Origin of the sequence: Lentzea sp. (genome assembly GCF_036380075.1) — a bacterium.
Classification (GTDB): Bacteria; Actinomycetota; Actinomycetes; order Mycobacteriales; family Pseudonocardiaceae; genus Lentzea.
The window spans coordinates 19,844-46,411 of the sequence record NZ_DASVFL010000001.1; the positions used below are offsets into that span (position 1 = coordinate 19,844).

The window sequence follows — 26,568 nt, forward strand, 5'->3', positions numbered from 1 at the left end:
GCCCGCGATGAACGTGGACGAGCTCGTCGCCATCGACGTCCACACGCACGCCGAGGTCTCCCGCGACGGTCACAGCTCGCTCAGCCCCGCGCTGATGGAGGCGTCGGCGAAGTACTTCAAGGCCGGGCACCGCCAGCCGACGATCGCCGAGACCGCGGGGATCTACCGCGAGCGGAACATGGCCGCGGTGATCTTCACCGTCGACGCCGAGCACGCCACCGGCCACCCGCGCATCTCCAACGAGGAGGTCGCCGCATCGTGCGCCGAGCACGCCGACGTGCTGATCCCCTTCGCGAGCGTCGACCCGTGGAAGGGCCGCGCCGCCGTCCGCGAGGCACGGCGGCTCGTAGAGGAGCACGGCGTGCGCGGGTTCAAGTTCCACCCCAGCCTCCAGGACTTCTCGCCCGACGACCGCATGGCGTACCCGCTCTACGAGGTGATCGAGGAGCTGGGCGTCCCGGCGCTGTTCCACAGCGGACAGACCGGGATCGGCGCCGGCGTGCCCGGCGGGGGCGGGATCCGGCTCAGGCACTCCAACCCCATGCTGGTCGACGACGTGGCCGTCGACTTCCCGCACCTGCGGATCGTGCTCGCGCACCCGTCGTTCCCCTGGCAGGACGAAGCACTGGCGGTGGCGACGCACAAGCCGTTCGTCCACATCGACCTGTCCGGCTGGTCGCCGAAGTACTTCCCTCCGCAGCTCGTCCGGTACGCCAACACCCTGCTGCAGGACAAGGTCCTGTTCGGCTCCGACCACCCGGTGATCACGCCCGACCGCTGGCTCGCCGACTTCGCGAAGATCGAGATCAAGGACGAGGTGCGCCCCAAGATCCTCAAGCTCAACGCGGCGCGGCTGCTCGGACTCGTCAAGGAGGACGCATGACCACTTCCGTGCACGGACTCGAAGAGCTGAAAGCGTTGACGGGCAGGGACCTCGGCCACACGGACTGGTTGCAGATCGACCAGGACCGGGTCGACACGTTCGCCACCGCCACCGACGACCACCAGTGGATCCACGTCGACCCGGAACGTGCCGCGGCCGGGCCGTTCGGCGGCACGATCGCGCACGGCTACCTCACGCTGGCGCTGCTCATCCCGCTGATGACCGAGCTGCTCGACGTCTCGGGCGTGCGGATGAGCATCAACTACGGGCTGGACAAGGTCCGGTTCCCCGCTCCCGTGCCGGTCGGCGCCAAGATCCGCCTGAAGGGCCGGGTGGTGTCCGCCGACGAGGTCGCGGGCGACGGCGTCCAGGTCACCGTCGACTTCGCGGTCGAGATCGAGGGTTCCGCCAAGCCCGCGTGCGTCGCACGGGGCATCTACCGCCACTACGCGTGAGGTGAAGTCATGGCGCCTACAACGCAGTTACGCCGTGCCGTCGCGTCCAGCTTCCTCGGCAGCGTGATCGAGTACTACGACTTCCTGCTCTACGCCACCGCCTCGGCCATCGTCTTCAACAAGGTCTTCTTCTCCTCGCTCGACCCGCTGGTGGGCACGATCGCGAGCTTCGGCACGTTCGCCACCGGCTACCTCGCCCGGCCGCTGGGCGGTGTCCTCTTCGGACACTACGGCGACCGCCTGGGGCGCAAGAGGATGCTCGTGCTGACCATGACCCTGATGGGCGTGGCGAGCTTCCTGATCGGCCTGCTGCCCACCTACGCCCAGGTCGGCTGGCTCGCTCCCGCCGGTCTCGTCCTGCTGCGCGTGCTGCAGGGCATCGCGGTGGGCGGCGAGTGGGGCGGCGCGGTGCTCATGTCCGCCGAACACGCGACCTCACGGCGTGGGCTGTGGGCGAGCTTCACCAACGCCGGCGCGCCGTGCGGCATGGTGCTGTCGAACCTCGCGCTCAGCGCGACCGCCGCGCTGGCGGGCGAGAAGGCGTTCCTGGAGTGGGGCTGGCGGGTGCCGTTCCTGCTGAGCGTCGTGCTCCTCGGCATCGGCCTGTTCGTGCGGCTGAAGGTCGACGAGACCCCGGTGTTCCGGGCCGAGCGCACGCGGTCGTCCGCGCCGCTGGTGGACGTCCTGCGCCACCACCCGCGCACGTTGCTGCTCGCCGTCGGGGTCGGTCTCGCCGCGTTCGTCGCGCAGTCGACGCTGACGACGTTCGTGCTCGCGTACGGCGTCCAGGCGGGCACTCCCCGGCAGGTCATCCTGAACGCGCTGACGTTGTCCTCCGCGTGCGCGGTCATCGGCATCATCGCCTGGTCGGCGGCGTCGGACCGGCTCGGGCGCAGGCCCGTGGTCCTGGGCGGCGCGGTGCTGATGGCGGCGTTCGGGTTCGTGCTGTTCCCGTTGGTGGACAACGGGTTCGTCGTCATCGCACTGGTGCTCGGCCAAGCCGTGGTCCACCCGATGATGTACGGGCCGCTGGCCGCGCTCTACAGCGAGCTGTTCAGCACCGGCAGCCGCTACACGGGCGCGTCGCTCGGCTACCAGATCGCGGGACTGGGCGCGGGGCTCGCACCGCTGCTCTTCGCGCAGGTGCAGCGGTCCGCCGGCGTCGGCGCGATCCCCTTCATCCTGGCGGCGTTCTGCGTGCTCACGGTGGTGTGCACGCTGGCGCTGCACGAGACCAGCAGGACCAGCCTGACGGGAGACGGCGATGCGGAACGCGGGACTGGGCAGCTGGCCGCACCGCCGCGCGCGCATGGCGCCGACGCGTGAGGCGTTCGTCCACAACGGAGTCTCCACCACCTACGGCGAGCTGGCCGTGCGCACCACGAAGCTGGCGTGGCGGTTGCGGGAGCTCGGGGTGCGCGACGGTGACCGCGTCGCGTACCTCGGCCCCAACCACCCGTCGTTCGCCGAGACGATGTTCGCCACCCACCAGCTGGGCGCTGTCTTCGTCCCGCTGAACTTCCGGCTCACCCCGGCGGAGGTCGAGTACCAGCTGGCCGACAGCGGCGCGCACGTGCTGGTCCACGCGCCGTCGTTCGACCAGGAGCACCCGAGGGCCGTCTCGCTCGACTCCTACGAGGAGTGGCTCTCCGGCGGGTCCGAGGAGGTGCTCGACGTGCCCGTCGACATCTCCTCGCCCGCGCTGGTCCTCTACACCTCCGGCACCACCGGCAGGCCCAAGGGCGCGGTGCTCACCCACGCCAACCTGCTGTGGAACACCTTCAACCTGATGATCGGCATCGACCTGTCGGCCGATGACGTGGCGCTGGTCGCGGCACCGCTGTTCCACGTCGCCGCGCTCGCCCAGACGCTGCTGCCGACGTTCATCAAGGGCGGGCTCAGCGTCATCACCCCGCGCTGGGACGTCGACGCGTGCCTCGACCTGGTCGAGAAGCACGGGGTGACGCTGATGTTCGGCGTCTCCACGATGTTCGCCGACGTCGTCGCGTCGCCGCGCTGGCCCACCGCGTCGCTGTCGTCGTTGCGGGTGCTGCTGTGCGGCGGCGCGGCGGTGCCGGACGCACTGATCCGCGCCTACCAGGAACGCGGGCTCGTGTTCTGCCAGGGCTACGGCCTCACCGAGACCGCTCCCGGCGCCACGTTCCTGGAGGCGGCGGACAGCGTGGCGCGGGCGGGATCGGCGGGCACGCCGGTGTTCTTCGGCGACCTGCGGCTCTCGGACGTCGGCGAGATCGAGGTGCGGGGCCCGAACGTCACGCCCGGCTACTGGAACGACCAGGAGGCCACCGCGGCGGCGTTCACGGCCGACGGCTGGTTCCGCACGGGCGACCTCGGCCGGGTCGAGGACGGGCACCTCTACGTCCTGGACCGGCTGAAGGACATGTTCATCTCGGGCGGGGAGAACGTCTACCCGGCCGAGGTGGAGAACGCGCTGGCCTCGCACCCCGACGTGGCCGAGGTGGCCGTGGTCGGGGTGCCGGACGAACGCTGGGGCGAGGTCGGCCGGGCGTTCGTGCGGCCGCGCGACGGCGCGGAGCCGGACGCCGACGGGCTGCGCTCGTTCCTGGTGTCCCGGCTGGCGAAGTACAAGATCCCGCGGTACTTCGACGTGGTGGCGTCGTTGCCGCGGACGGGATCGGGCAAGGTGCTCAAGCCCGCGCTGCGCCGCCTGCCGCTCTGACCGTGTACCGGGCGAGGACGGTCTCGACGGCCTCGTCCACCGCGCGCGCCATCGCCTTCTCGGTGGGCGCCCAGTTCACCAGCAGCATGCGCGGCCAGAACGCGAAGTTCGAGACCATGCCGAGGAACTGCGTCGCGGCGGAGACGGGGTCGGGCACCGCGAGGGTCCCCGCCTCGTGCTCCGCGGCGAGGTAGTCGCGGACCGCGTCGAAGAACGGCTGCTTGCCGAGCCGGAACTGGGTCTGGCCGAGCTCGGGGAAGCGCGGCGCCTCCGCGATGACGATGCGGAACAGCGCGACCATGCCGGGACGGGTCAGCAGTGCCACGTACCGGTTGCCCAGGGCGGTCAGGCCCGCACCGGGGTCGCCGGGCGGTGGCGTGAGCGCGCCCTCCTCGGTGCGCCAGTAGTCCGTGACGATCGCGTCGAACAGCTCGGCCTTCGTCGGGAACTGCTTGAACAGCGTCGCCTTCGACACCCCGGCGGCGTCCGCGATGCGCGCCAGCGACGTCTTGTCGTACCCGGACTCCAGGAACAGCGCGGTCGCGGCGTCGACGATCGCCGTCCGCTTCTGCTCCGCCAGGCGCTGGTGGTAGGTCGGCACGCTGCCAGTATGCCACGAGGTGAGTCACTTGACTCACCACCGACGTCCGCCTACGGTTCCGAGGTGAGTCACTCAACTCACCACTTGGAGGACGGGATGGGACGCTTCGACGGACGGACGGTGTTCGTCACCGGCGCGACGAGCGGGATGGGCGCGAGCCACGTGCGGGGCTTCCACGCCGAGGGGGCACGGGTCGTGGTCGCGGCGCGGGACCTCGCGGCGGGTTCGGCGTTCGCCTCCGACCTGGGCGACCGCGCGGTCGCCGTGCGGCTCGACGTCACCGACGAGCAGGAGTGGGCCTCGGCGGTCCGGCTCGCGGAGGACCGGTTCGGACCGGTGTCGGTCCTGGTCAACAACGCGGGCGCACAGCACGCGCCGGCGTTGCTCGAGGACACCTCGCGCGAGGTGTGGGACCGGGTGCTGGCGGTGAACCTGACCGGCCAGTTCCTCGGCATCAAGCACGTCGCGCCGTCGTTGCGCAGGGCGGGCGGCGGGTCGATCGTGACCATCGCCTCGACCATGGCCAACGTCGGGTCGCCGTACTACGCGCCCTACGTCGCGAGCAAGTGGGCGCTGCGCGGGCTCACGAAGACCGCGGCGCTGGAGCTGGGCCGCGACGGCATCAGGGTGAACTCGGTGCACCCCGGTGTCGTGCGGACGCCGCTGATCACCTCGCCCGTCGAGGACGGTCAACCGGCGATCGGCGACCTCTACTCCCCCGCGCCGTTCGCGGTGCCGCGCCTGGGCGAACCGGCCGAGGTCACGGCACTCGTGCTCCACCTCGCCTCCGCCGAGTCGGCCTTCGCGACCGGGTCGGAGTTCGTGCTGGACGGCGGACTGCTGCTCGGCCCCGCACTAGCCGCCTAGGAAGTCGGCGACCGGGCCGAACGTGACGAGCCCGGTGCCCGCCGCCAGCTCGTGCCGCGCCGGCTCCAGCACCACGCGCGCGCGGGCGAGCAGCTCGTCGTCCCCCAGGCGTCGTGCCGCCATCGCCAGCAGGCAGGCCCGCACCTCGCTCAGCAGGTCCTTCGGGCCCTCCGGCAGCGCGCGGGCGGCCGCGAGGGCCTCGTCGCGCGGCAGGACGAGCGGGCTCACCCAGTCCCGCAACGGCCCCCAGTCGTCGTCGAGGTCCACTGTGGACGGACCGTGCAGGCTCAGCAGCGCCAGCGGCAGCAGCCCGCGTTCCATGCCCCACATGCCGGTGCCCCGGACGCGGCCGGCCGCGGCCCGGTAAGCCTTCTCGGCTTCGGCGACGTCGCCCGCGGCCGCCAGTGTCAGCGCCGCGTAGAAATCGGTGAACACGCCGACCAGCGGCAGGTCGTGGTCGTCGGCGAGCCGGCCGGCGGCGGCCGCGTGCCGGTCGGCCGCGGCGAAGTCCGCCAGGGCGGCGCGGGCCTGCACGAGGATCAGGTGTCCCAGGACCTCGTGCGTCACCAGGTGGTGGGCGGCGGCGAGGGCCACCAGCTCGGTGCCGATCGCGGCGCGCTCGGCGGCCAGGCCGGTGCGGTGGAACGTGTGCATGAACCGCGCGTTGAGGGCGAAGGCGAGCAACGCCGGGTCGTCGAGGTCGCGCGCGATGGCCTCGGCCTCCCGGGCCTCCGGGAGCCGGGTGCCGGAGCCGCGGTCCTCCATCGCGACCGTGGCGAGCAGGCGGGCCCTGGTCGCGGTGGGGCCGGGGAACGCGGGGAGGGTGCGTTCGGCGGCGGCGACGAGCGCGGCGGAGTGGGCCGGGTCGTCGTTGGTGGTCCAGATGCCGGGCACGGCGAAGGAACCGATGACCTCGGCGACGTCGTGGTCCGTGCGGGTCACCGACCTCAGCGCGGCCGCCCGCTCCTCCCGCGCCGCCGCCAGGTCGCCGCTCACCGCCAGCGCCCGCACCAGCCCGGCGACCAGGTCGAGCCGGGGCCCGTCCGCCGCCGCGACCGCCGCACGCCACAACGCGACCGCCTCCTGCGAGGAACGGCTGACCTCCGCCGCCGCGGCCAACGCCCGCACCGCCGCCTCACCGCGCGCACCGGCCAGGACGTAGTGGTGCGCCAGCAACGACACGTCGGCGGGCCGCAGCGCCTCCAACGCCGAAGCCACCGCCGCGTGCCACACCGCCCGCCGGGTCAGCGACACCTCCGCGTACACCGTGTCCCGCACCAGCACGTGCGTGAACCGGGCCAGCCCCGGCGCCACCTCGACCAGGAAACCGGCCTCCAGCGCCACCTCCAGCGCGTCGAGCACGTCGTCGCCCGCGAGCCGGGCCAGCAGCGGGACGTCGACGTCCCGCCCGAGCACCGAGGCCTGGTGCAGCACCGTCCGCGCCGGGACGGGCAGCGCGGCCAGCCGGTGGCGGATCACCTCGCGCACGCCCGCCGGGACACCGAGCGATCCCTCGGCGGCGAACAGGCGGGCGAGCTCCTTGACGTAGAACGGGTTGCCGCCGCTGCGCTCGAAGATCGCCCGCACGTCCGCCCCGGCCGCGATCGGCCGCACCAGCGACCCGACCGCCTCCTCGTCCAGGCCGCCCAGCCCGACGCGAACCGGTTCGGCCCGCGCCAGCGCCTCGGACACGACCGGCGACCGGGTGGTCGCGACGACCAGCACCCGTCCGGACAGCTCGGCCTTGGTGAACGCGGCCAGCACGGCCAGGGTCTCCTCGTCGGCCTGGTGCAGGTCGTCCAGCACCACCAGCACGGGAGCCGCGGACTCCACAGTGGACACCACGGCCCGTCTCGCCAGGAAGCGGTCGTCGGTGAGCAGCGTCGAGCCCAGTGCTTCCACGACCTGCTGCCATGGCCACGCCACCGGCGCGTCCTCGGGGCAGCGCGCCCACACCGTCGTCCAGCCCCGGCCGCGCAGGAGCGCGAGGAACGCCTCGGCCAGCGCCGTCTTGCCCACCCCGGCCTCGCCGCTCACCAGCGCGATCCCCAGCCCGGCCGCCGGCACGGCCCCGGACAGCGCCGCCAGCTCGGCGGACCGGCCGACCAGCCCGACCTCGACGGCGGGCGTCAGGCGGGGGGCCTGGGCGAGGATGTCCGCCTCCAGCGCGCGCAGCTGGGGGCCGGGGTCGACGCCGAGGTTCTCGGCCAGCGCGGCGCGGGCCGAGCGGACGGACTCCAGCGCGTCCGCCTGACGTCCCTCGCGGTAGAGACCCAGCGCCAGCAGGCTCCACGCCTTCTCCCGCCACGGGTGCGCCGCCAGGTGGGCGCGCAGGTCCGCGACGGCCTCCGCGGCCCGCCCGACGCCGAGCAGCGCCTCGGCGCGGCGTTCCACCGCCACCAGCCGCAGCTCGGTCAGCCGGTCGGCCTCGGCGCGCGCCCAGTGCTCGTCGGCGAACTCCGCGTAGGCCGGGCCGCGCCACAACGCCAGCGCGCCGTCCAGCACGGACAGGTCGCCGCCGAGCATCTCCTCGAACCGCCACGCGTCCACGTCGGTCGCCCGCAACGCGTACCCGGCGCCCTCCGTGACGAGCAACGACGACGGCGTCCGGGGTGGACGGTCCGGTTCGAGGGCCTTGCGCAGCGCTCCGACGAACGTCTGGACGGTGCCCACGGCGCCGTCGGGCGGCTCCTCCCACAGGTCGGCCACCAGCGTCCGCACCGGCACCACGCGGCGCCGCGCCACCAGCAGCCGCGCCAGCACCGCCCGCTGCTTCGGACCGCCGAGACGGGCGTTGTCCGCGGTCAGCGGGCCGAGCACGCCGAACGTCACCACGCGCTGACCCCGGCACTGACCGGTTGCTGATCGGGCGGGGAGAAGCTCGGTCCGTGAACCACGAAGCATTCGACTACCAGCGAGTCCAGGTCGACGACGGCGTCACGCTCAACGTCGCGACCACGGGTGGGGGCAGCCCTGTCGTGCTGCTGCACGGCTTCCCGCAGACCCACCTCATGTGGCGGCACGTCGCCGCCGACCTGGCCGCCGACCACACCGTGATCATGCCCGACCTGCGCGGCTACGGCGACAGCGACAAGCCCGCCGACACCGGCACCACCTACAGCAAGCGCACGATGGGCACCGACGTCGTGGCCGTCGCGAAGGCCCTCGGGCACGACCGGTTCGCGCTGGCGGGCCACGACCGGGGCGCGCTCGTCGCGTTCCGCACCGGCCTCGACCACCCGAACCACGTGACGCACCTCGCGTCGCTCGACGTGCTGCCGACCCTCGACATGTGGGACGTGATGCGCGGGACGTCCGCGGTCGTCGGGTTCCACCTGTTCCTGATGGCCCAACCGCCCGGCCTCGCGGAGGAGCTGATCGGCGCCCGGCCCGACGCGTTCTTCGGCCACTTCCTCGACCTGTGGAGCACGACACCGTTCCCGGCCGACGTCCGGGCCGAGTACCTGCGCGCGAGCCGCGAGGCCGTGACGTCGATCGTCGCGGACTACCGCGCGTCGGCGACGATCGACGTCGAGCACGACACCGCCGACGGGAAAGCTCAGCTGCGGATGCCCGTCACCGTGCTGCAGCAGGACTGGGGCGCCGCGCTCGGGTTCGACGCCGAGGCGCTGTGGCGGCGGTGGGCACCCGACCTCGACCACCGCACCGTCTCCTGCGGGCACTTCATGGCCGAGGAGGCACCGGACGTGGTCGGCACGGCGATCCGCGACCTGCTGACGCGGTAGTGGTGCTCAGACCCGCGGGCCGAGCTCGCCGTGGCGGGCCACCAGGGTCGTCGCGACCTCGACCAGCTTCACGTTGAGCTGCTGGGACGTCTCGCGCAGCAGCGCGAACGCCTGGTCGGCGGTGATGCCCTGGCGGTTCATCAGGATGCCCTTGGCCTGGCCGATGATGTCGCGGGTGCCGATCGCCTGGCGCATCTGGGTGCCCTGGAGGTCGGCGACCTCGGCGGACCTCAGGTGCGCGAGCGCGAGCGAGGCGTGGGTGGCGAGCAGCAACGCCGTGTGGCGGTCGGTGTCGGTGATGGTGTCGTGGTGGCGCGTGTAGATGTTGAGCGCGCCGCTGACCACCTTGTTCGTCGGCGACAGCAGCTCCGTGGACAGCACGCCGGTGAGGCCGTGCTCGACGGCGGCCGCGGCGAACTCCGGCCACCGCTGTTCCGTGCCCAGGTCGGGGCTGACCGCGTAGCCGGGACCGTCCAGCCGCGCCGCCTGCAGGCACGGGCCGCGGCCCGTCCGGTACTGGACCACGTCCAGTGCCGTGGCGACGTGGTCGGTCTCGGCCGGGGTGGTGTAGGTGCCGTCGGGGGCCCGCAGCGTCACGCTGACCACCGCGGCGGCGGGCACGAGGTGCCGGGCGGCGTTCACGACCTGCCGCAGGGCGCCGGCGACCGTGGTGGTGGTCAGCAACGACCTGGTCAGGACCTCGAACTCCGGGACCAAGTCGTCCACTCCGACGTCGGTGGCCGGCAATGTGCCGAGCAGGGCGTCCTCGAGACCGGCGAACCGGGGCAGTGCGCCGTCGGGGTCGGCGGTCTCCAGCACCCGGCTCACCGCGCCCGCCGGTTCGACCAGGAGCACGCTCCGGACGCCGCGGGCGGCCTGCGCGGTGGCGAACGACAGCAGGTTGCGGACGTTCACGGCGTTCAGAAATGTGAGACCCCGCAGGTCCAGCACGACCAGCGACGGCGGTGGCGTCGTCGCGGCCGCCTCGGACAGCGCGTGGATCGCGGTGGCGTCCAGCACGTCGGCCCCCGGCACCGTCAGCACCAGCGCCGCCTCGGTCCTCGCCGCGGTCACGTCCATCCGGTCATCCTTCCGCATCGGTGTCGTGAGCGAGACCGACGAGGGTCATGACCACGTCGGCGGAGGTGGCGACGGGGGCGACCAGCCGCAGCTCGGTGCCGTTGTCGCGGTGCCGGGTCGTGAGGCGGTGCAGGACCGACACCCCGGCACTGGCCAGGTGCGTCACGGCACCGAGGTCGACGGTCAGCGACCGGGTGCCGGTCGATCCCGCGACCGTCACCGCGTACTCGAACTTCTTGGCGGTGTGCGCGTCGACCGGCCCGGTGACGCGCAGGCGCGGGCCGGCGGCGGACCGGTCCTCGATCAGCAGCGGCTGGTCCGGTTCGGGCGGCGCCAGGGCGAACCCGAACGTCAGGTCGTCCGCCGTCAGCAACCGCGCGGGCCTGCCGACCCGGTGCAGCAGCACCGAGGTCGTGCCGTGGCCGTCGTGCTCCACCCGGAAGTGGTCGACCATGTCGGCGGTGATCTTCAGGCCCAGCCCGCGGTCGGGCGAGGGCACGGGTTCGCGCCACCGGCCGTCGTCGGACACGCGCACCTCGACCTCGCCGCGGTCGGTCAGCTCCCCCGTGATGACGAACTCGTGGTCGGCGGCGGAGTCGATGTAGGCGTGCTCGACCGCGTTGGTGGCCAGTTCGACCACGGCGTGCTGCAACGCGTCGGCGTCGTGCGCGCCGATCCGCAGCCCGTCGACCCAGCAGGACAGGTCGGCGCGCAGCGGTGCCAGCGACTCGGGCGCGGCCCGGTAGACGCGGTGGAACGCGGGCGGCGGTGTCACGAGCTGCACGGCCAGCAGCGTGATGTCGTCGCTGTGCCCGGTGACCCTGGCGAGCAGCTCGACGGTCTGGGTGCACAGCCGGTCCGCGGCCAGCGGGAGGTGGTCGCGCAGCACCCGGTCCGCCACGACGTCGGCCGCGACCTGGAGCAGCTCGACCGTCGCCTCGGCGAGGGTGCGCCGGGGCCGTTCGAGGACGCCGTCGGTGTAGAGGAGGAGGACGTCCCCGGTCACGAGGCTCTCGCGCTGGACGGTGGGAGTGCGCCACTCGCCGTGCACCCCGAGCGGCGGGTCGCCGCTGCCGGGGAGGAACCGGGCCTCGCCTCCCGCGACCACCAGCGGCGGCGGATGCCCCGCGGACGCGTAGTCGACCACCCCGGTCGCGGGGTCGAGCACCGCGACGCACACGGTGGCCGACCGCGCGCCGGGGATCCGGCGCGACGCGGCGTCGGCCGACCGCAGGGCCTCCACGACGTCAGCGGTGACGGCGAGGCGCTCGGACAGCACGACGCGCAGCTGTCCCATCGTCGCCGAGGCTGCCAGGCCGTGGCCGACGACGTCCCCCACCACCAGCCCGAGGCGCCCGCCCGGCAACGGCACGGCGTCGAACCAGTCGCCACCCGCGGCGGTGTCGGCCTGCGCCAGCAGGTAGCTCGCCGCCACCTGCGCTCGCGGCAGCACCGGCACGCTCGACGGCAGCATCTCCCGCTGCAGCGCGTCGATCACGTCTCTGGCCTCCGCGTACCGGCGTTCGGCCTCGACGGCCCGCTGCTGCGCGCCCTGCCGTTCCCGCACCCTCCCGGTGACGTCGACGATGTCGATGACCAGGCCGGTGACCTCGGCTCCGGCACTGAACACCGGCGTGATGTTCCAGTCCGCGAAGAGCTCGACGCGGTCCCCCGCGTCGGTGCGGTCGAACTGGAAGCGGTAGTCCCGCAGGGACTCCGGCTCGCCCGTGGCGTACACCCGCTCCACGGTCTCCAGCGTCTGCTGGCCCGCGGTCTCCGCGAACGCCTCCCGCAGGGTCGTGCCGACCACCGCCGGACGCCCGGTCCACGCGCGGAACACGCCGGTGGCGGCGGTGATCCGGAGCTCGGGACCCTCGAACGCGATCACCAGCAACGGCATGAGGTCGAAGACCCGCCGCACGACCCCGGCGTCACCGGCCGCCGAGTGCGGGCCGTCCCCGTCAGCCCCCGATACCGTCACCAGCCGCAGCCTCCACTCGTCCCGTCCGACGGCGGCGCGCCGGCTCCGGTGGTGCGAGCAGCCGCCGGTAGAGCCTCTCGACGCCCACGGCGATGTCGGGCCACGTGTGCCGGGCGTGGACCCGGTCCGCGGCCGCGATCCCGCAGGAGGTCCTGAGGGTGGCGTCGTCCAGCACCGTTCGCAGGGCCCGGACGAGCTGCTTGAGGTCGCGCGGCGGCACCAGCACGCCGGTGACGTCGTCGACCACGGCGTCACTCAGCCCGCCCACGTCCGTGGCGACCACCGGCACGCCGCAGGCCATGGCCTCCAGCGGCAGGGCGTCCCACGACGACCGGGCCGGCACGCACGCGACGACGTCCGCGGACCGCAGCAGCGCGGGCAGGTCCTCCCGCGCGACCGGGCCGAGCAGCCGGACGCGGTCCTCGACCCCGAGCCGGCGGGCCCAGCGGCTCAGCCGGTCCCCCTCGCCATGACCCGTGCCCGCGACCACCAGCTCGGCGTCGAGCAGCCGCGGCAGCGCGGCGACCAGGTCGGCGACGCCGTTGTCCCCCGCCGGGTCCACGGAGGTGACGATGCGGCCGAGCTCGCCGCGGGCGGCGACCTCGCCCTCCGGCTGGAAGAGCTCGACGTCGATCCCGCGCGCGATCAGCTGGATGCGCGAGCGCGGCACGCCCGCGGCGGCCAGGTCGAGCACCTCGTCCCGGCCGCTCGCCAGCACGAGCGCGGCCTCCCTGCCCACCAGCCGTTCGACGTCGGGCCGCCGGCCGAAGCCGTGGAACGACTGCACGACCGGCACTCCGAGCGGTTGCGCGGCCAGCAGGGCGGCGAGACCCGCACGCCAGAAGTGCGCGTGCACGAGGTCGGGCCGGGCGCCACCCCACGCGGCGCGCAGGTCGTCGACGAAGTCGCCGAGGTACAGCTCGTCGTCGTCCACGCGGTCGCGGTGGTGGACCGTCACGTCGTGCCCGCGGGCCCGCAGCGACGCCGCCAGGTCGCGGACGTGCGCGTCACGCCAGCCGGGTATGTCGTTCGCGGACACCAGGGAGATCTTGAGAAAACCGGAAACGGGTAGCACGGCAACAGCTCCGTCCACGACTCGATCGTGCCGAAGGGCTGCTCGCTGAACCCGTTGCCCCCGAACGTAGCCCAGCCCCGTGCGGCGTGCCGCACTGGCCTCGCTGATCAGGCGATTCCCCGCAGCAGGAGCCCCAGGGCGAAGTCGAACCGCTCGTGCTCCGCGCCCGAGTTCAGCTCCTCGACGTGCGCGGCGGTGTGCGGGAACCGGCTCGCCGGCAGCATCCGCAGCCTCGCCAGGACCTCCTCCCGGTCCACTCCGCCGGCCCGGAGCGAGACCTCGAACGTGTAGGCGCTGACGTACAGGAGCGCGGCGTCGATCGTCCACGCCGCCACCCGCGGCGCGACGCCACCGGCGAGGAACAGCGCGAGCAGCCCTTCGGTGACGCGGAGCGTGTCGAGGTTCGTCGGCGGGGCGGACAGCGCCGCGCGCGAGATGCCGGGAAAGCGGAGGAACTGGTCGCGCAGCTGCGTGAAGACGTCGAGGACCTGCTCGCGCCACCGGGCGGCGTCGGGCGGCGGCAGCTCCACGTTCCTGCTCAGCGCGCCGATGAGCAGGTCGTCCAGCTCGGCCTTGTTGCGCACGTGGGCGTAGAGCGACGCGGGCCCGGTGTCGAGCGCGGCCGCGACCCGCCGCATGGTCAGCGCGTCGAACCCCTCGGTCTCGACCATCCGCAACGCCGTCGTGACGATGCGGTCGACCGTGATGGGCTCTTTCCGGACCTGCTCTCGCTGGTCCAGGGCCGCGATCCGGTCCGCCCATTCCTCGCGTGACGCACCACGCCTGTTGCTCATGCCCCCACCCTACCAGTTGACACGAACAGTGTTCGTAAGTAGAACAGTGTTCGTGTCAACCTCACCTCGTTCGCTGCGAGAGGCGTGGATCGCCCTCGCCGGACTCTCCGCCGTGTTCCTGTTCGAGATGCTCGACAACTCGATCCTCACCGTCGCGCTGCCCACCATCGGCCGCGACCTCGACGCCTCGACGACCGCGCTGCAGTGGGTCTCGAACTCCTACGCCGTCGTCTTCGGCGGCCTGATGCTCGTGTTCGGCGCCGTGGCCGACCGCTTCGGACGCCGCCGCGTGATGCTCGTCGGCCTGGCCCTGCTCGGTGTGGCGTCGCTCGCGACCGTGTTCGTCTCGTCCGTGGCCGCGTTGATCGCCGTGCGTTCGGTGATGGGAGTCGCCGCCGCGATGACCACGCCGGGCTCGATCGCGCTGGCGTTCCGGCTGTTCTCCGGCGACGACCTGCGCGTCCGCGCCATGACGCTCATCTCCACCGTCGGCCTGGTCGGTCTCGCGGTCGGCCCGCCGCTCGGCGGTCTCGTGCTGACCGTCGCGCCGTGGCAGGCGCTGCTGCTGGTCAACGTGCCGATCGCGGCGCTCGCGTTCGCCGGCATCGCCCGCGGGATCGCACCCGACACCGAGTTCCACCACGCACCCGCCGACGTCGTGGGCGGGCTGCTCGGCACGGTCGCGATCGTGCTCACCCTGCTCGCGCCGACGTTCTTCGTCGAGTCCGGCTCCGGCTCGTGGATCCCCTGGGCCACCGCGGTCGCGGCCGTTCTCGCGGCCGTGCTGTACGTCGTCCGCGCCCGGACCGCCCGGCACCCGCTGCTCGACCTCGCACTGGTCGCCCGGCCGTTGGTCGCGAGCGGTCTCGCCTACAAGGCCGCGACCGGACTGGCGGCGGCCGGCCTCACCTACCTCGTGACACTGCAACTCCAGCTCGACTGGGGCTGGTCGCCCGCGCTGGCCGCCGCCGGGATGCTGCCGCAGGTGGTCGTGCTGATCGCGAGCGGGCCGGTGGTCAACCGGTTCGTGCGGTGGGCCGGGCTGAACCGGGCCGTGCTGCTCGGGTCGATCGGCGTGGTGGCCGGGCTCGCCGTCTACGCGCTGCTGGGACGACTCGGCTACCCGCCCGTCGCGCTCGCGCTGGTACTGGTGGCGATCGGCATCCGCGTGGTCGGCGCCGTCGCGGGCGTGAACGTCCTCAAAGGACTGCCGGAGAACCGGACGTCGATCGGTGCCGCGCTCGTCGACACGGCCTCCCAGGTCACCTCGGCCGCCGGCGTCGCGGTCAGCGGCACGGTGCTGGCGTGGCTGTTCGCCGGCTCCATCGCGCAGCCGGGCTGGACCGCCGCGCAGACCGCGCAGTTCGAGCGGGCGGTGACCGCAGGAAGCCTGCTGCTGACGGCGATGGCGGCCGCGCTGGTGGCGTGGGCGGGCGTCCGGATGCGCGGCGCCGCGTCAGCTGACGCGCTCGTCCACAGTCCATGACCGCGTCCGGGACCGGTCGAGGAACCGCTCCTCGTCCTCCGCGACCCCGGACCCCTCGGCCAGCACGGCGGAGAGCCACGCCCGGCGGGCCGCCTTGTCGGCGAACTTCAGCACGGTCATGGCGTCGTACTCCGACGCGTGGCCGGCCATGTCCACCTCCGGCAGGTAGTGCCGCGCGTAGTGGGCCACCGTGGGCGCGACGCGCAGGACCAGCGGGACGTGGTGGTTCTCGTAGTGGTCGACGAACTCCTCGCGACTCAGGCCCTCCTTGGCCTTGAGCAGCACCACGACGGTGATCACTGCGCACGCACCAGCAGGTCAACGACCTCCGGCAGCTCCGCCCGCAGCGCCGCGACCGTGGCCACGTCGCCCGCCAGGTGGTGCAGCAGCGCCCGCTGGAACACGCCGTCGAGCGTGACGTAGACCAGGCCGGAGGACGCGGACACCGTGCCGCCGCGCAGTTCGGCGCAGCGGCTGACCACCCGCCACACCATGGCCTCGCGGTGGCTGTCGATCTCCAGCACGTCGGCGCGGAACGTCTCGTCGAACAGGCTCTGGTTGCGCAGGTCGTACCAGAGGCGGTGCAGCGCCGCGTCCTGCGCGAGGGTGTCGAAGAACATCGCCACGAACCCGTCGCGCAGCTGCTCGGCGGAGGTCGCCGTCGCCACCACCTCGTCGTACCGCGTCACGCAGACGACCTCGTACTGGCGGACGGCCTCGGTGATCAGGTCGCGCTTGTCGGCGAAGTAGTAGTGCAGGACCCCGTGGGAGAACTCGGAGTTCTGCGCGATCTCCCGCAGGCTCGTGCGGGCGTAGCCCAGCTCGGCCAGCGTGTGCAGGGTCGCCACGGCGAGCTCGGTGCGCCGGGCGTCGAACTTGTCGACCTGCCGGCGGGCGATCCGGTGCTGCTTGCTCTCAGCGACGTCTGTCACGGAACGCATCCTATCGCCCACTGAGACAAACCTTGAACACTCGTCCAATAAATCTTGGACAGTCGTCAAGGATTTCCTTGACGACTGTCAAGTTTCGGCTAGCGTGTGAGCCATCTCACCGAGGAGGCGACTCAATGACGAGTTATCAGCTGACCGGACGGAAAGCGCTGGTCACCGGCGGTGCTCGCGGACTTGGCGCGGGCATGGCCGAGGCTCTGGCCGCGGCCGGCGCGGCCGTCCTGATCGGCGACGTCCTGGAAGAGGAAGGCAAGCAGACCGCCCAGGCTCTGCGCGACACCGGCGCGACGGCGGAGTTCGTGCCGCTGGACGTCACCGACGACGAGAGCTGGGCCGCGGCGGTGAGCACCGCGGCCGACGCGATCGGCGGGCTCGACATCCTCGTCAACAACGCGGGCATCGAGATCACCAGCCTCATCACCGAGCTCGACCCGGCCGACGTGCGCAAGATGCTGGACGTCAACGTGCTCGGCACGGCGCTGGGACTCAAGCACGGCCTGCGCGCGATGCGGCCCGGTGGCGCGGCGGGTGGCGGCGGCTCGATCATCAGCGTCGCCTCGGTCGCGGCGACGATCGCCTTCCCCGGCATCAGCGTCTACTCGGCCACCAAGTCCGCCATCGACCGGCTCACCAGGGTCGCCGCCGCGGAGTCCGGCAAGCTCGGCTACGGCGTGCGGGTCAACTGCATCTACCCCGGCCTCACCCCGACCGCGATGGGCAACCAGCTCGCGGTCGACTGCGCCGAGCTCGGGCTGTTCCCGTCCGTCGAGGCCGCCGTCGGCGCGGTCGTCGAGCTGACGCCGCTCGGCCGGCTCGGGCAGGTCGACGACATGGCCGACGCCGTGGTGTTCCTCGCCTCCGACGCGTCCAAGTTCATCACCGGGGCGGGTCTCCCGGTCGACGGCGGAATGGGGATGTGACATGCCCACGGACAAGCCCGTCGTCGTCTACGGCGCCTCCGGCTACACCGGCCGCCTGATCTGCGAGTACCTGCGCGAGTACGGCATCCCGTTCGTCGCCGCCGGCCGCGACGGTCAGCGGGTCAAGGAAGCCGTCGCCGCCGTGCCCGGCATCGACACCGTCGACCACGAGATCGCCGAGGTCGAGCACACCGAGGCCGCGCTGACGGAGGCGTTCACCGGCACGAAGGTCGTGCTGAACACCGTCGGCCCGTTCTCCCGCTACGGCCACGAGGCGGTGCGGGCGAGCCTGAACGTCGGCGCGCACTACACCGACACCAACGGCGAGCAGGACTGGATGATCGACGCCGACGCGCAGTACGGCGCCGACTTCGCGAAGCAGAACCTGTTGCTGTCGCCCGGGATCGCGCAGATGTACACGGTCGGTGAGATCGCCGCGCAGATCTGCCTGGAGCAGCCCGGTCTGGACACCCTGGACATCGGGGTGTTCTGGAAGGGTTATCCCACAGTCGCCTCCACGAACACGATCCTCACGAACGCCGCGTTCGCGAAGGCGTACTACCTGGAGCAGAACGAGTACGTGGAATGGCCGCCGGACGCGGGTCTCTACGAGCTGGTCGTACCCGGCCAGCACGAGCTCGGCCTCGCGCTGCCGTGGGGCGGCACGGCGCACCCGGTGTGGTTCAAGCGGGATCCGCGGGTCGCGTCGGTGCGGGCGCTCGGCGGCGTGTTCAACCGGCCGCTGATGCTCGGCGTGCCGCAGATCGTCACCGCGGCGCTGGCGGAGATGGAGGGCAAGACCGACGAGGAGAAGTACGCGATCGTCGACGCGTTCTCCGCCCAGGTGCGCAGCGAGATGCCGCCGCGCGAGAACCCGAGGATCAACATCTCGCTCGACTCCGTGCACGCGTCCGGGCCGCTCGGGCGCGCGTCGTGCGTGATCCACGGCAACTGCAACTACAAGCAGACGGCGTTGCTGAACGTCCACGCGGCCGTGCACCTGTTGCAGGACGCGCCGCGCCGGGTCGGGTTCGCCTCGGGCTGCCAGGCGTTCGGGCACCGGGAGCTGCTGGGCGCGCTGCGGTCGTTCGGGCTGGTGCTCGACCCGATCGTCGAAGTGCACCGCTGATGAGGCTGTCCGACTACCTGGACAAGGGCGCGTCGCTCGGGGGTGACGCGCCCTGCCTCACGACCGGCGGGGTCTCGCAGACCTACGCCGAGGTCCAGCGGCGCTCCCGGGAGATCGCGGGAGCGTTGCAGGACAGCGGGATCGCCGTCGGGGACCGGGTCGCGGTGCTGTCCGCCAACGACCCGCTCGCGCTCACGTGCGTGTTCGGCATCTCGCGGGCCGGGGCGGTGTGGTGCCCGGTCAACCCCCGCAACGAGGCGGCGGAGAACCGGGAGCTGCTCGCCCTGTTCGGCTGCCGGTGCCTGTTCTTCCAGGAGAGGTTCGCGCCGCTGGTGGACCGCATCCGCGGCGACCTGCCGGCGCTGACCACGCTGGTGTGCCTCGACGGCGAGGTGGAGTGGGCGGTGCCGTTCGCGGACTGGCTCGCGGAGCACGCGCGGGAGCCGGAACCCGTGACGGTCCCCGACGACGACCTGTGCATGCTGGCGGGCACCGGCGGCACGACCGGCAGGCCCAAGGGCGTGCGGCTGACCGGGCACAACATGGAGACCGCGACCGCGCTGACACTGATGAGCTACCCGTTCGGCGTCCGGCCCCGCTACCTCGCGCTCGCCCCGCTGACGCACTCGGCGGGCGTGCTCACGTTCCCGATCATGGCCCTGGGCGGCGAGACGGTGGTCATGCCCGCGCCGGACCTCGGCGAGTTCCTGCGGCTGGTCGAGCACCACCGGATCACGCACGCGTTCCTGCCGCCGACGGTGGTCTACGGCCTGCTCGACCACCCGGCGCTGGACTCGACGGACCTGACCTCGTTGCGCTGCCTCTGGTACGGCGCCGCGCCGATGTCGCCGGTGCGGCTGACCGAGGCGCTGCACCGGATCGGGCCGGTGATGGGCCAGCTGTTCGGGCAGACCGAGGCGCCGAACATGATCGCCACGCTCGCCCCGGCCGACCACTTCCTGCCCGACGGCTCGATCGCGACCGCGCGGCTGTCGTCGGCGGGCAGGCCCACGCCGCTGACGCAGGTCGCGATCATGGCTTCGGACGGCGCTCTGCTGCCGCCGGGCTCGCGCGGCGAGATCGTCGTGCGGGGACCGCTGGTGATGGCCGGGTACCACGAGAACCCGGCGGCGACGGCCGAGGTGAGCGCGCACGGGTGGCACCACACCGGCGACATCGGCTACCTCGACGAGGAGAACTTCCTGCACATCGTCGACCGCGCCAAGGACATGATCATCACGGGCGGGTTCAACGTGTACTCGGCGGAGGTCGAGCAGGCGCTGCGGGCCCATCCGGCGGTCCAGGACTGCGCGGTGGTGGGGCTGCCCGACGACAAGTGGGGCGAACGCGTCACGGCGGTCGCGCAGCTGCGCGGCGGCGGGGACACCGACGCCGCGACGCTGATCGCGTTCGTCAAGGAACAGCTCGGCAGCGTGAAAGCACCGAAGCAGGTCGAGATCTGGCCCGACCTGCCGCGGTCCACAGTGGGCAAGGTGCTCAAAACCGAGATCCGGCAACGCCTTTCCCGGTGACCCTTCGGGGGCCCTGAGCAGGAGGGCCGGCCGCCTCCCTGGACGGCCGGTCCTCCTCCGGGTCACGCGGTGTGCAGCGTGAGCCCGTAGACGCGCAGGATCTCGTTGATCGGCTGGAACCAGGTGCGGCCGCCGCTGGAGCAGTTGCCGTAGCCGCCGGACGTCACGCCCTGCGCCTGGTCACCGGTGATGAACGAGCCGCCCGAGTCGCCCGGCTCCGCGCACACGCTGGTGCCGACCATCTCGTAGACGGCGCCCTGCGAGTAGTTCACGGTCTCGTTGCGGCCCTGCACCACACCGCAGTGCCAGTGCGTCGTGGAACCCGAGCGGCACACCGAGGTGCCGACCGGCGCCTCCCACGAGCCGCGGACGAGCGCGTCGCTCACGGTGCCCCAGCCGAGCACGACCGGCACGGTCCACCAGCCGCCGCCGGTGCGGATCCACGCGTAGTCGTTGCCGGGGAACGACGAGCCCGCGAAGTTGCCCTGGAACGAGCGGTCCCAGCCGTACACGGCCGCGCCGCCGCCACCGCAGTGGCCGGCCGTGACGTAGCCGCCGTGCACCGAGAAGCCGATGGAGCAGCGGACGTTGCCGGTGTAGAACGGGTCGCCGCCGACCGTGCCCGCCGCGAACGTCTGCGGCTGCTGCACGGCCTCGGTGTTCACGCTGATGGCGCCGAACGAACGCGCCTTGTCGAGGAACGCCGCGACCTCGGCGGTCTGCTTGCCGGCCTCGACGTTCACCACGACCGTGCCGGTCTTGGCGTCGGTCTTCCAGCTCGCGACCGCGGCCGGCACGTTGCCGGTCTTGGACAGGGCGTCGAGGCGGTTCTTGTGGGCGTTCAGCGAGTTCGCCGACCGGCCGACGACCACCGAGTCGGCGCCGGCGGCCTCGACCTTGCGGGCCGCGGCCCGGTCGGTGACGGCGACGACCAGGCGGTTCGTCTTCTCGTCGAACCAGCTGCCGGCGTAGGAGGCGCCGGCCTGGGTCTCGGCGCGCGGTGCGAGCACCGACGCGCGCTCTTCGGACGCCAGGCGCACGCGCGCCTGGGCTTCGGTGAGCCCGAACGCCGAGGTCATCGAGGCGACCAGCCCCGGTGACAGCTCCTCGGCCGCGGCCTGTGCCGGAACGGCGAAAGTGGACCCGACCAGCACGAGCGCCAGCGCGGGCACGATTCTGGGCATGGTGAGGCGCAAGCTCTTCTCCTTGTCCGTGCAGGGATCGCCTCCCGCCCCGTTGCGGGAAGCGGCGAACATGAGAGCGCTCCCACCGTGGACCAGACCTTTGCCCGGCGTCAACAGCCGACCGCACACCTGTCCTGTCCGGTTCCTGCCCGGACAAGCCCGATCGGGCACTACGCCATGACGACGACCTGCCGCACCGCCTCGCCGGACGCCAGCGCGGCGAACCCGTCGTTGACGGCGTCGAGCTCCAGCCGGCCGGACAGCAGCCCGTCGACCGGCAGCCTCCCCGCGCGGTAGAGGTCGATGAACCGCGGCACGTCCCGGCGCGGCACGCACGAGCCGAGGTAGCTGCCCTTGAGCGTGCGTTCCTCGGCGACCAGGTTCAGCGCGGGCAGCGTCACCGTGCGGTCGGGGTGCGGGAGTCCGACCGTGACGGTCGTGCCGCCGACAGCCGTTGCGGCGTAAGCCTGTTCGAGCACGGCGGCGACCCCGGTGGTGTCGATGACCTTGTCCGCGCCTCCCCCGGTCAGCTCGCGGACGTGGGCGACGACGTCCGGTCCGCCGGCGGCCTCGTGCGTCGCGCCGAGCGTGCGGGCGAGCTGCCGCTTGTGCTCGACGACGTCCACCGCCACGACCTGGGTGGCGCCCGCCGTGATCGCCGCGAGCACCGCGGACAGCCCGACGCCGCCGAGCCCGAAGACCGCGACCCTGTCCCCCGGCACGACCTGGGCGCTGTAGAACGCCGCCCCCGCGCCCGTCAGCACGGCGCACCCGAACAGCGCCGCGACGTCGAGCGGCAGGTCCGGCGGCACCAGCGTGGCCGAGCGGCCGGAGATCACGGTGTACTCGGCGAACCCGGACACCCCGAGGTGGTGGTGCGGCCGCGTGCCGTCGGGCAGCGTCCACCGGCGCCCGCCGCCGAGCAGCGTGCCCTCGCGGTTCGCGGCGGCGCCCGGTTCGCACAGGGCCTGCCGGCCCGACGAGCACGGGCGGCACGCGCCGCACGCGGGCACGAACGACAGCACGACGTGGTCGCCCGCGCGGAACTCGGAGTCCGGGCCCGCCTCGACGACCTCGCCCGCCGCCTCGTGCCCGAGCACCATCGGCAACGGCCGCACGCGCGACCCGTCGATCACGGACAGGTCGGAGTGACACAGGCCGGTGGCGTGCACGCGCACCAGCAGCTCGCCGGGACCGGGCGGGTCCAGCTCCAGGTCGACGATCTCCAACGGCCCGCCGACGGCGGTCAGCACGGCACCCCGGGTCTTCACGCCACCACCAGCCCTTCCATCGCGGTGCGCAAGCGCGCGGGGATCTCGACCGGTTTACGGGTCGTCCTGTCGACGAACACGTGCACGAAGTGGCCCTCCGCCACCACGTCCTCGCTCCCTTCGAGGAAGAACCCGACCTCGTAGCGCACGCTGGACCGCCCGAGGTGGCCGATCCGCAGGCCCCCGTCGAGCGCGTCCGGGAACGCGACCGAGGCCCGGTAGTTGCAGTGGGACTCCACGCACAGGCCGATCTCCGCGCCCTCGTGGATGTCCAGGCCCGACGCGATCAGCCACGTGTTGATCACCGTGTCCATGAACGCGTAGTGGACGACGTTGTTCACGTGGCCGTAGACGTCGTTGTCCGCCCACCGGGTCGGAATCCGCTGCCAGTGCCGGTAGCTGTCGCGCACACACCCTCCGCTGCTGTGCTCAGTCGAGCCTCCTGGTCAGCTCGACCCTCGACCGCACGCCGAGCCGCGCGAAGATGTTGCGCAGGTGGTGCTCGACGGTGCGGTGGCTCAGGAACAACCGCGCGGCGATCTCGCGGTTCGTGGCGCCCTCGGCGACCAGCGCCGCGATCTGCGCCTGCTGCGGCGTCAGACCGGGGTGGTCCTTGGGCTCGCCGGTGGGGTCGCCGGCCGCGCGCAGCTCCGCGCGGGCCCGCTCGACCCAGTGGTCGGCCTGGTAGGACTCGAAGATGCGCACGGCGTCGCGCAGGTGTTCGCGCGCCGCCTTGGGCCTGCGGCCCCGCCGGAGCCGGTTGCCGTACAGCAGCTCGGTCTTCGCGAGCTCCAGCGCGGTGCCGCTGGCGCGGTGCAGCCGGATGGCTTCCGCGAAGTGCTCGTCGGCGGTGCCGGCCTCCAGCAGGGCGCGGCAGCGGTGCGAGAGCGCGAGCCGCGCCGCGCTTCCCGTGGCACCGGCCCACTTCTCGTACCGCCGCAGCGCTCTGTCCCCCGTGGACGGTTTGCCGCACGCGACGGCGGCCTCGACGAGGTGCGGTGCGGCCATGACCTTGATGCCGGCGTGCCCGTGGTGCAGGCGCAGCCGGTCCAGCGCGTCGGCGGGCCGGTCGCGCGCCAGGTCGACGCACGCGAACGCCCACGCGCCGAACGTGCCGGGCCGGATGAGCCCGCGTTCGGTGATGTGCTCGGTCGCGGTGTCGATGCGGTGCAGGGCCGTCTCGGAGTCGCCGCGCAGCGCGGCCAGCAGGGCGAGGATCGTCAGGTGGTCGACGACGGCGTTGTGCTGGCCGACCGCCGTGGCGGCGTGCACTCCCTCGGTGGCCGCCGTCAGCGCCGCCGCGTGCTGGTCGAGCAGCAACGCCGACAGCGCCCGGTAGACCAGCGCCCACGGCACGAGCGCGGTGTACCCGCTCTCCCGCGCCGCCGTGACCGCGCCGGTCGCCAGCTCGTACGACCGGGTCGCGTCGCCCAGCACGTAGGCCGCCTGGCTCGCCCAGATCCGCGCCTGCGGTCCCGGCACCCGGGCGGCGAGCTCGACGACCGCGCGCAACGCCGGCAACGCCTCGTCGTGGCGTCCGGACAGCGTCGCGGACATGCCGATCAGGTGGTCGAGCGTGAGCCGGGTGACCGGGTGCTCGTCGGGGCGGCGGATCGACCGCGCCAGCTCCGCGACGGCCGTGTGCCGGCGGGGGTCGCCCGCGATGCTCGCCGCCTCGCCCGCGAACCCCAGCGCCGCCACCGCCAGTCCGCGCTGCGTGCCGACCAGGCCCCTGGCGGCGCGGATGAGCCGGTCCGCCGCCACGTCCGGGAGGCTTTCGCCGAGGTCGATGCCCCCGGCGACGAGGTCCATCAGAGCGCGGAGCTCGACCGTGTCGGTCATCCGGACCGCCGTGCGCAGGACGGCGCGCGACCGGTGCGGCGCGCCGCGGGCCCAGTGGTCCGCGGCGGCCCTGAGCAGCCGGCGGGCCTTCTCCTCCTGGTCGGTCGTGAGCTGGGCGGCGCGGCCGTGGTCGCGGGCGGCGGTCGCGAAGTCGCCGCGGCGGCGGGCCTGCTCGGCGCCGGCGGCGAGCGCGTCCGCGTGCTCGGCGGCGTCGCCACTGGTCATGGCGCTGTGCCAGGTCCGCCGGGGTCCTGGCGGGAGGAGCTCGGCCAGCGCGGCGTGCGCCTGGAACCGCGCGGCCGCCGCGATCGAGGTGTGCAGGGTGGAGCGGACGAGCCGGCGCGGGTCGAGCAGCGTGCCCGCCTCCGTGACGGCGTCGAGGTCGCCGGTGAGCCGGACCAGCGCCTCCGCGGTCAGCTCGTCGTCCACGGCCGCGAGCGCGGCGACGTGCCGGGCCCTCGGCGAGAGCGACTCGAACCGGGCGAGCAGGCGGGCGCGCAACGTGCTGGACTCGGGCAGCACGTCCGGCGGCGGTGCCGTGCCGCCGAGCTGGCCGGAGGTGAGCGACCCGGCGAGCTCCCGCAGCGCGAGCGGGTTGCCGCAGGCCAGCTCGGCGAGGTCGACGGCGAGCGCGGGCGGCAGGCCGGGCAGCAGGTCGTCGAGGACCTGGAGGCTCGCCGTGCGGTCCAGCGGTTCGAGCACGACGCCGGGCAGCCCGAACGTCGCGGTCTCGGTGGCGATGAGCAGCGCGGCCGTCGTGCCGGTGACGTCGGCGGCGAGCTGACGGAGGTCGTCGTCGAGGTCGCGCACGTCGTCCACGCACAGCACCGCGTCGTAGGAGCGCCGGGCGTGCTCGAGCAGGGCCGACTTGCCGGAGCCGGGCTCGCCGCGCAGCACGAGTGCCGACCCGTTCCCGGTGCGCGCACGCCGGAGGAACGCGTCGACGGCGACGCGCTGCCTGTCGCGGCCACGCAGCATCGGCCCAGTGTCGCCGCCCCCCGACGGCCTGCGGAAGGGGTCGCGGCGAAATTCACCTACCACTGTTAGTTTTGCCTCCGAAGTTCTCCGGCGAGACCGGTGGTTGTACCGATGCGCACGTCCGCGACGGGGTTGCAGGGTCAGGTGTCCCCGAGTTCCCTGCCGAATGAGGTGTACAAAGCCGTGCGACTTCGTTCCTTCCTCCCGATCGCGCTGTCCCTGGCCCTGCTGGGCACCACCGCCCAGGCCCAGGCCGCCGCCAACCCGTACGAACGCGGACCGGCCCCGACGAACTCGAGCATCGAGGCGACCCGCGGCCCGTTCGCCGTGTCGGAGACCTCGGTGTCGTCGCTGGTGAGCGGCTTCGGCGGCGGCACGATCTACTACCCGACCAGCACCGCGTCCGGCACGTTCGGCGCGGTGGCGGTCTCGCCGGGCTACACCGGCACGCAGTCGAGCATCGCGTGGCTCGGCCCGCGCATCGCCTCGCAGGGCTTCGTCGTGTTCACGATCGACACCATCACGATCTACGACCAGCCCGACAGCCGCGCGTCCCAGCTCCTCGCGGCCCTCGACTACCTCACCCAGCAGAGCTCCGTCCGGTCCCGCATCGACACCACCCGCCTCGGCGTGATGGGCCACTCGATGGGCGGCGGCGGAACCCTGCGCGCGGCGAGCCAGCGCCCGTCGCTGCAGGCGGCGATCCCGCTGACCGGCTGGCACACCACGAAGAACTGGTCGTCGGTCCGCGTCCCGACCCTGGTGGTCGGCGCCGAGGACGACTCGATCGCCCCCGTGGCGACGCACTCCGAGCCGTTCTACACCACACTACCGTCCACTTTGGACAAGGCGTACCTGGAGCTGAACAGCGCCACGCACTTCGCGCCCAACAGCCCGAACACGACCATCGCGAAGTACAGCATCTCGTGGCTCAAGCGGTTCATCGACAACGACACCCGCTACGAGCAGTTCCTGTGCCCGGCGCCGGGCCGCAGCCTGCTGATCGAGGAGTACCGCGACACCTGCCCGCACTCCTGATCCCGTGAGCCCGGGTCGCGGCGCCTTCCTCGGCGGGGGCGCCGCGACCCGTCCC

General features: G+C 73.0%; 23 protein-coding genes. 11 read left to right on the top strand and 12 right to left on the bottom strand.

Translation table 11 applies throughout. From position 1 onward, the window contains the following. The first annotated feature begins 7 nt into the window (after window positions 1–7). From VF330_RS00100 to VF330_RS00115, 4 genes are read left to right on the top strand one after another with little or no spacing between them, the layout of a single operon-like run. Window positions 8–883, top strand: a complete 876-nt coding sequence (locus tag VF330_RS00100; RefSeq protein ID WP_330849382.1) for an amidohydrolase family protein — start codon at window positions 8–10, stop codon at window positions 881–883. Further along, the gene (locus tag VF330_RS00105; RefSeq protein ID WP_330849362.1) at window positions 880–1,338 is read left to right on the top strand and encodes a MaoC family dehydratase; all 459 of its coding nucleotides are present in this window, start codon (window positions 880–882) and stop codon (window positions 1,336–1,338) included. The genes VF330_RS00100 and VF330_RS00105 overlap by 4 nt, the downstream gene beginning before the upstream one ends. A gap of 9 nt (window positions 1,339–1,347) precedes the next feature. Next, window positions 1,348–2,664 (top strand): MFS transporter, encoded by a 1,317-nt coding sequence (locus VF330_RS00110; protein ID WP_330849363.1) that lies wholly within the window; start codon window positions 1,348–1,350, stop codon window positions 2,662–2,664. Beyond that, the gene (locus tag VF330_RS00115; RefSeq protein WP_330849364.1) at window positions 2,603–4,039 is read left to right on the top strand and encodes a long-chain fatty acid--CoA ligase; all 1,437 of its coding nucleotides are present in this window, start codon (window positions 2,603–2,605) and stop codon (window positions 4,037–4,039) included. Before VF330_RS00110 ends, VF330_RS00115 begins: the two co-directional genes overlap by 62 nt. On the opposite strand, the gene VF330_RS00120 is transcribed toward VF330_RS00115, so the two are convergent. After that, window positions 4,008–4,640: a TetR/AcrR family transcriptional regulator gene (locus tag VF330_RS00120; protein ID WP_330849365.1), complete on the bottom strand. Its 633-nt coding sequence runs from the start codon at window positions 4,638–4,640 to the stop codon at window positions 4,008–4,010. The genes VF330_RS00115 and VF330_RS00120 overlap by 32 nt on opposite strands. 96 nt (window positions 4,641–4,736) lie before the next feature. Here VF330_RS00120 and VF330_RS00125 point away from each other — a divergent pair, with 96 nt between their 5' ends. Further along, a complete protein-coding gene (locus VF330_RS00125; RefSeq protein ID WP_330849366.1) occupies window positions 4,737–5,507 on the top strand; it encodes a glucose 1-dehydrogenase in 771 nt (256 codons plus the stop codon). On the opposite strand, the gene VF330_RS00130 is transcribed toward VF330_RS00125, so the two are convergent. Further along, a complete protein-coding gene (locus VF330_RS00130) occupies window positions 5,496–8,342 on the bottom strand; it encodes a BTAD domain-containing putative transcriptional regulator (RefSeq protein ID WP_330849367.1) in 2,847 nt (948 codons plus the stop codon). The two genes, VF330_RS00125 and VF330_RS00130, sit on opposite strands and share 12 nt — an antisense overlap. Window positions 8,343–8,395: 53 nt before the next feature. On the opposite strand from VF330_RS00130, the gene VF330_RS00135 reads away from it, so the two are divergent. Beyond that, window positions 8,396–9,253, top strand: coding sequence for an alpha/beta hydrolase (locus VF330_RS00135; RefSeq protein ID WP_330849368.1), 858 nt, complete (start codon window positions 8,396–8,398; stop codon window positions 9,251–9,253). Between the two features lie 6 nt (window positions 9,254–9,259). On the opposite strand, the gene VF330_RS00140 is transcribed toward VF330_RS00135, so the two are convergent. The 4 genes from VF330_RS00140 to VF330_RS00155 form a co-directional block, all read right to left on the bottom strand. Then, window positions 9,260–10,333 (bottom strand): ANTAR domain-containing protein, encoded by a 1,074-nt coding sequence (locus VF330_RS00140; protein ID WP_330849369.1) that lies wholly within the window; start codon window positions 10,331–10,333, stop codon window positions 9,260–9,262. A gap of 4 nt (window positions 10,334–10,337) precedes the next feature. Next, window positions 10,338–12,314, bottom strand: a complete 1,977-nt coding sequence (locus VF330_RS00145) for a SpoIIE family protein phosphatase (RefSeq protein WP_330849370.1) — start codon at window positions 12,312–12,314, stop codon at window positions 10,338–10,340. Further along, window positions 12,295–13,407 (bottom strand): glycosyltransferase, encoded by a 1,113-nt coding sequence (locus VF330_RS00150; RefSeq protein ID WP_330849371.1) that lies wholly within the window; start codon window positions 13,405–13,407, stop codon window positions 12,295–12,297. The genes VF330_RS00145 and VF330_RS00150 overlap by 20 nt, the downstream gene beginning before the upstream one ends. An 89-nt stretch (window positions 13,408–13,496) precedes the next feature. Next, the gene (locus VF330_RS00155; RefSeq protein WP_330849372.1) at window positions 13,497–14,183 is read right to left on the bottom strand and encodes a TetR/AcrR family transcriptional regulator; all 687 of its coding nucleotides are present in this window, start codon (window positions 14,181–14,183) and stop codon (window positions 13,497–13,499) included. Window positions 14,184–14,235: 52 nt separating this feature from the next. Between VF330_RS00155 and VF330_RS00160 the strand changes: the two genes are divergently transcribed. Further along, window positions 14,236–15,669: an MFS transporter gene (locus VF330_RS00160; RefSeq protein WP_330849373.1), complete on the top strand. Its 1,434-nt coding sequence runs from the start codon at window positions 14,236–14,238 to the stop codon at window positions 15,667–15,669. Here VF330_RS00160 and VF330_RS00165 read toward each other — a convergent pair. Together VF330_RS00165 and VF330_RS00170 are read right to left on the bottom strand one after the other, a co-directional pair. Then, window positions 15,640–15,969, bottom strand: a complete 330-nt coding sequence (locus tag VF330_RS00165) for an EthD domain-containing protein (RefSeq protein ID WP_330849374.1) — start codon at window positions 15,967–15,969, stop codon at window positions 15,640–15,642. The genes VF330_RS00160 and VF330_RS00165 overlap by 30 nt on opposite strands. After that, a complete protein-coding gene (locus VF330_RS00170) occupies window positions 15,966–16,610 on the bottom strand; it encodes a TetR/AcrR family transcriptional regulator (RefSeq protein ID WP_330849375.1) in 645 nt (214 codons plus the stop codon). Before VF330_RS00170 ends, VF330_RS00165 begins: the two co-directional genes overlap by 4 nt. A gap of 125 nt (window positions 16,611–16,735) precedes the next feature. On the opposite strand from VF330_RS00170, the gene VF330_RS00175 reads away from it, so the two are divergent. Genes VF330_RS00175 through VF330_RS00185 form a run of 3 tightly spaced genes read left to right on the top strand, consistent with a single transcriptional unit; the run spans window position 16,736 to window position 20,200 of the window. Then, the gene (locus VF330_RS00175) at window positions 16,736–17,539 is read left to right on the top strand and encodes an SDR family NAD(P)-dependent oxidoreductase (RefSeq protein ID WP_330849376.1); all 804 of its coding nucleotides are present in this window, start codon (window positions 16,736–16,738) and stop codon (window positions 17,537–17,539) included. Between the two features lies 1 nt (window position 17,540). Further along, a complete protein-coding gene (locus VF330_RS00180) occupies window positions 17,541–18,668 on the top strand; it encodes a DUF5938 domain-containing protein (protein ID WP_330849377.1) in 1,128 nt (375 codons plus the stop codon). After that, window positions 18,668–20,200 carry a long-chain fatty acid--CoA ligase gene (locus VF330_RS00185; protein ID WP_330849378.1) on the top strand — a complete coding sequence of 511 codons (1,533 nt, stop codon included), beginning with the start codon at window positions 18,668–18,670 and terminating at the stop codon, window positions 20,198–20,200. The genes VF330_RS00180 and VF330_RS00185 overlap by 1 nt, the downstream gene beginning before the upstream one ends. A 62-nt stretch (window positions 20,201–20,262) precedes the next feature. Here VF330_RS00185 and VF330_RS00190 read toward each other — a convergent pair whose 3' ends face one another. The 4 genes from VF330_RS00190 to VF330_RS00205 form a co-directional block, all read right to left on the bottom strand. After that, entirely contained in the window at window positions 20,263–21,384 is a 1,122-nt protein-coding gene (locus VF330_RS00190) for a S1 family peptidase (RefSeq protein WP_330849383.1), read from the bottom strand. Window positions 21,385–21,554: 170 nt separating this feature from the next. Further along, complete coding sequence (locus tag VF330_RS00195) at window positions 21,555–22,655, bottom strand: zinc-binding dehydrogenase (RefSeq protein WP_330849379.1); 1,101 nt, start codon at window positions 22,653–22,655, stop codon at window positions 21,555–21,557. Beyond that, window positions 22,652–23,065 (bottom strand): thioesterase family protein, encoded by a 414-nt coding sequence (locus VF330_RS00200; RefSeq protein ID WP_330849380.1) that lies wholly within the window; start codon window positions 23,063–23,065, stop codon window positions 22,652–22,654. The genes VF330_RS00195 and VF330_RS00200 overlap by 4 nt, the downstream gene beginning before the upstream one ends. Window positions 23,066–23,084: 19 nt before the next feature. After that, a complete protein-coding gene (locus VF330_RS00205; RefSeq protein WP_330849381.1) occupies window positions 23,085–25,475 on the bottom strand; it encodes a LuxR C-terminal-related transcriptional regulator in 2,391 nt (796 codons plus the stop codon). 183 nt (window positions 25,476–25,658) lie between these two features. Here VF330_RS00205 and VF330_RS00210 point away from each other — a divergent pair, with 183 nt between their 5' ends. Further along, window positions 25,659–26,513 carry a dienelactone hydrolase family protein gene (locus VF330_RS00210; protein ID WP_414675306.1) on the top strand — a complete coding sequence of 285 codons (855 nt, stop codon included), beginning with the start codon at window positions 25,659–25,661 and terminating at the stop codon, window positions 26,511–26,513. The last annotated feature ends 55 nt before the right edge of the window (window positions 26,514–26,568 follow it).